Origin of the sequence: Phaeovulum sp., from assembly GCF_041596715.1 — a bacterium.
Taxonomy (GTDB): domain Bacteria; phylum Pseudomonadota; class Alphaproteobacteria; order Rhodobacterales; family Rhodobacteraceae; genus UBA6213.
The window spans coordinates 1-4,474 of sequence record NZ_JBFHIA010000245.1 but is presented as its reverse complement, the minus strand read 5'-3'; the positions used below and the strand labels follow the sequence as shown (position 1 = coordinate 4,474).

Annotated in this window: 3 protein-coding genes; all 3 read left to right on the top strand. The window is 61.6% G+C overall.

Translation table 11 applies throughout. The annotated features are described in order from the left end of the window. The coding region (locus ABY403_RS13850) for a sensor histidine kinase (RefSeq protein WP_372841416.1) at positions 1–627 on the top strand (627 nt) is incomplete at its 5' end. 6 nt (positions 628–633) lie between these two features. After that, positions 634–1,965, top strand: a complete 1,332-nt coding sequence (locus ABY403_RS13845; protein WP_372841415.1) for a sigma-54-dependent transcriptional regulator — start codon at positions 634–636, stop codon at positions 1,963–1,965. Positions 1,966–2,434: 469 nt separating this feature from the next. After that, a partial coding sequence (locus tag ABY403_RS13840) for a ribonuclease E/G (protein ID WP_372841414.1) occupies positions 2,435–4,474 on the top strand: 2,040 nt, incomplete at its 3' end.

Here is a 4,474-nt window from a genome sequence, read left to right as displayed (position 1 = left end):
TATCTTGCCGGGGCGCGCCTGCTGCTGCAACGCAGTCGCACCGAAGAGGCGCTTTCCTCATTTCAGCGTATCGACGATCTGATCGAACGCATGGGCGCGATCACGCGGCAGCTCAAGTCTTACGCAAGGAAGGGCGGGGAAGCCTTTGAAGAGGTTGATCTTCGTGCGGCGCTTTCTTCGGCCCTCACGATGATGGAGCCACAGCTTCGGGCGCGCACGGTCAAGATATCGCGCAGCTTGCCGCGCCGCCCGGTGATGGTGCTGGCAGATCGGATTCGGCTGGAGCAGGTGATCATCAACTTGCTACGCAACGCGCTTGATGCAACCAAGTCCGTGGCCGAACCACGCATTGATTTGCGCCTGAGCGCGGCGGAAACGGCGCTTTTGGCCGTAGAAGATAACGGTCCGGGAATTGTTGACCTCGACAAACTGTTCGAACCGTTCTGGACCACCAAGAAACCCGGTGAGGGCACCGGGCTGGGGCTCGCGATTTCTTCGGGGATCGTGAAGGATTTGGGCGGGCGGCTGACGGCGCGGAACGGCGAGGGGGGCGGTGCCGTGTTTGAAGTGAATTTGCCGCTCGCGGCAGATACCAAAAAGGGCGAAACGCCCAGAGCAGCGGAGTAGGGCGAGATGGCTAGGATGATGAAGGTTGCGATCGTCGATGACGAAGAAGACCTGCGGCAGTCGGTATCGCAGTGGTTGGCGCTGTCTGGTTTCGACACCGTGGCATTCGCGTCGGCGGAAGAAGCGCTGAAAGTGGTGGGGGCCGATTGGCCCGGTGCCGTGATTACCGATATCCGTATGCCCGGAATGGACGGTATGGCGTTTCTGAAGCGCCTGATGAGCCTAGATTCGGCGCTGCCGGTTATCATGATCACGGGCCACGGCGATGTGCCGATGGCGGTCGAGGCGATGCGGCTTGGCGCGATGGACTTTCTGGAAAAGCCGTTCAACCCCGACCGCATGACCGAACTTGCCAAGCGCGCAACACAGGCGCGGCGGCAGACGCTCGATAACCGGGCCTTGCGGCGCGATCTGGCAGAGGGCGAGCAGGTGATGGGCAAGCTTATCGGTGCTTCGGCACCGATGGAGCGGCTGCGCGAAGATATCCTAGACCTTGGGCAGGCGGACGGCCATGTGCTGATCGACGGCGAAACCGGCACTGGCAAAACGCTGGTGGCGCATGCGCTGCACGCGGTGGGGCCACGCGCCGGGCGTCGATTCGTGGTGGTTTCCTGCGCTGCATTTACCGAAGACGCGCTGGCGGCGCGGTTGTTTGGCCCGACCGACGAAGGCGGCGGTCTGCCGCTGGTTGAAGAAGCGCGGGGCGGCACGCTGTGCCTTGAAGATATCGAGGCGCTGAGCCTTGGCCTGCAAGCGCGGCTTTTGACCTTTATCAACGAACAGGGCACGCCAGCCGAAACGCGCGTGATCGGTATTTGCAACACCCACGGCGAGGGCCGCACGGTCGAAGACGCGCTGCGCCCGGACCTCTATTTCCGCCTTGCCGCGCTAAAGATCCTGCTGCCGCCACTGCGCACGCGCGGCGAAGACATCCTGACGCTTTTCGCGCGCATGACCGAGCAGTTCGCGCTGGAATATGGTTGCGTCGCCCCCGAGATCACCGCGCAAGAGGCCGCACAGCTGTTGCAGGCGCCTTGGCCCGGCAACGTGCGCCAACTGATCAACGTGGCAGAGCGCGCGGTGCTGCAAAACCGCCGCGGCACCGGCTCGATTGCCTCTCTTCTTATGGCAGAGAACGAAGAGGCGGGCCCTGCGATGACCACCGAAGGCAAGCCGCTCAAGGATTATGTGGACAGTTTCGAGCGGATGCTGATCGACAATTCGATGCGCCGCCACAAGGGCGCGATCACCGCGGTGATGGATGAATTATGCCTGCCGCGCCGCACCTTGAACGAGAAAATGGCGAAATACGGCCTGAGCCGCGGCGACTATCTCTGAGCCATTCGGATGCCTTGATAAAGGTTGCCGGCGGTGCCGGCAGCATTTGCTTGACCTAGTGGTTAAGAAAAACCGTTTGTGTTAGGACACGCTTGGTCGCTAATGTCGGCCCAGTATCGGCGGTGCGCAGACTGCGCCGGTCGACGCATATGAGATTCGCTGGTGAAGCGCCGTCGTCCTGCCCGATTTGGCAGCCGGCGCAGACATCATCCGATTGGCCGCAAGGCCGCAAATTCGCCCGCAACGCCTTGAACGGCTTCGGGTTTTATCATGGGCGCACTGGCAACAGGGTGCTTTGGGCAAATGGCAGAGATGCGCGCGACGATTGGAAAACAGAATGCGGGCGGGCAATGCGCCGCCGCGCAACTGCCCATTGTCGCGCTGATCGGCGCCGCAACACATCAACACGCTCTGCTTTGCGCTCCGCCTTCGGGCCGATTGCGCCGTGGCGCGTGCGAGAATTGGAAACATGACAAAGAAAATGTTGATCGATGCCACCCACGCGGAAGAAACCCGCGTCGTGGTGGTGGACGGAAGCAAGGTCGAAGAGTTTGATTTTGAAACCGTAAACAAGCGGCAACTGGCCGGGAACATCTATCTGGCAAAGGTCACAAGGGTCGAACCCTCGTTGCAGGCGGCCTTCGTAGATTACGGCGGCAACCGCCACGGGTTCCTCGCTTTTGCCGAGATTCATCCCGATTACTACCAGATCCCGGTCGCTGACCGCCAAGCGCTGATCGAGGAAGAACGCGCCTATGCCGAGCGTGAGGAGGCCGAAGAAAACGGCCGTTCGCGCCGCCGGTCGGGCTCGGGTTCCCGCAATTCGGCGCCAAAGCCGGAACGCGCCGCGGATACTGACGCGGTAGCGCGCAGCGAAGATATTCCCGGCATGGCCGTGGTTGACCACGACGCCGATACTGTCGAGCCGGCGGGTGCGCCCGAAGTCGCGCTAGAAGCGCCCGTCATTGAAGCCGCGCCCGCGCAAGGCAGCGATACGCATGACAACGGCCATGAAAATGGCAACGGTAACGGCAATGCCAACGGCAACGGCAACGGCAATGGCGACGAAGCCGGTGCCTATGTCGCCGCCGACCACGCCTCGGAAACCGATGACGAGATCGAGTCGGTGGCCGATGAGGACCTTTCCGAAGAAATCCATTCGGGCCGCAAGCCGCGGGCACGCCGCTACAAGATTCAGGAAGTGGTCAAGGTGCGCCAGATCATGCTGGTGCAGGTTGTCAAGGAAGAGCGCGGCAACAAGGGCGCTGCGCTGACGACCTATCTCAGCCTCGCCGGGCGGTATTGCGTCTTGATGCCCAACACCGCGCGCGGTGGCGGCATCAGCCGCAAGATTACCAACGTGCTCGACCGCAAGAAGCTGAAGGAAATCGCCGGCGAGATGGAGGTTCCGCATGGCGCGGGCCTGATTATCCGCACCGCCGGAAGCCAGCGCACCCGCACTGAGATTCGGCGTGACTACGAATATCTGATGCGTCTTTGGGAACAGATCCGCGATCTGACCCTGCACTCGATCGCGCCTGCGCCGGTCTATGAAGAAGGCGATCTTATCAAACGCTCGATCCGCGATCTTTACAGCAAAGAGATCGACGAAGTTCTGGTCGAGGGTGATCGCGGCTATCGGACGGCCAAAGACTTCATGAAGATGATCATGCCGTCGCACGCCAAGAACGTGAAGCACTACGCCGATCAGCTGCCGCTGTTCGCGCGCTTTGGCGTCGAAAACTACCTCGGCGCGATGTTCAACCCCACGGTGCAGCTCAAATCTGGCGGCTATATCGTGATCGGCATCACCGAGGCGCTGGTGGCGATTGACGTGAACTCGGGCCGTTCTACCAAGGAAGGCTCGATCGAGGACACCGCGCTCAAGACCAACCTTGAAGCCGCCGAAGAAATTGCGCGGCAGTTGCGGCTGCGCGACCTTGCCGGGTTGATCGTCATCGACTTCATCGACATGGAAGAGCGGCGCAACAACGCCAGCGTCGAAAAGCGGCTGAAAGACAAACTCAAGACCGACCGGGCGCGTATTCAGGTGGGGCGCATCTCGGGCTTTGGCCTGTTGGAAATGAGCCGTCAGCGGCTGCGCCCCGGCATGATTGAGATGACCACGCAGCCTTGCCCGCATTGCCACGGCACCGGGTTGATCCGCTCGGACGACAGCTTGGCGCTGCAAATCCTGCGCGCCATCGAGGAAGAGGGCACGCGCAAGCGTTCGCGCGAGGTGCTGGTGCGTGCGCCAGTTGCAGTGGCCAACTACCTGATGAACGCCAAGCGCGAACACGTCGCGGGTATCGAGGCGCGTTATGGGCTTTCGGTGCGCATCGAGGCTGCACCAGACCTGATCAGCCCAGACTACGCGATTGAAAAGTTCAAGACCGCCACCCGCAATGTGCCCGAAGTGGCACCCTCTGTGGTTTCGGCCAACGCGAAGCTGATGGCCGAGATCGACAGCGAAGACGATCTGGTGCTCGACGAAGCCGATGAGGCCGAG

What these genes read in the sequence shown, in the direction of transcription:
- ABY403_RS13845 (WP_372841415.1), top strand. Translation starts at nt 634, where the DNA reads ATGGCTAGGATGATGAAGGTTGCGATCGTCGATGACGAAGAAGACCTG.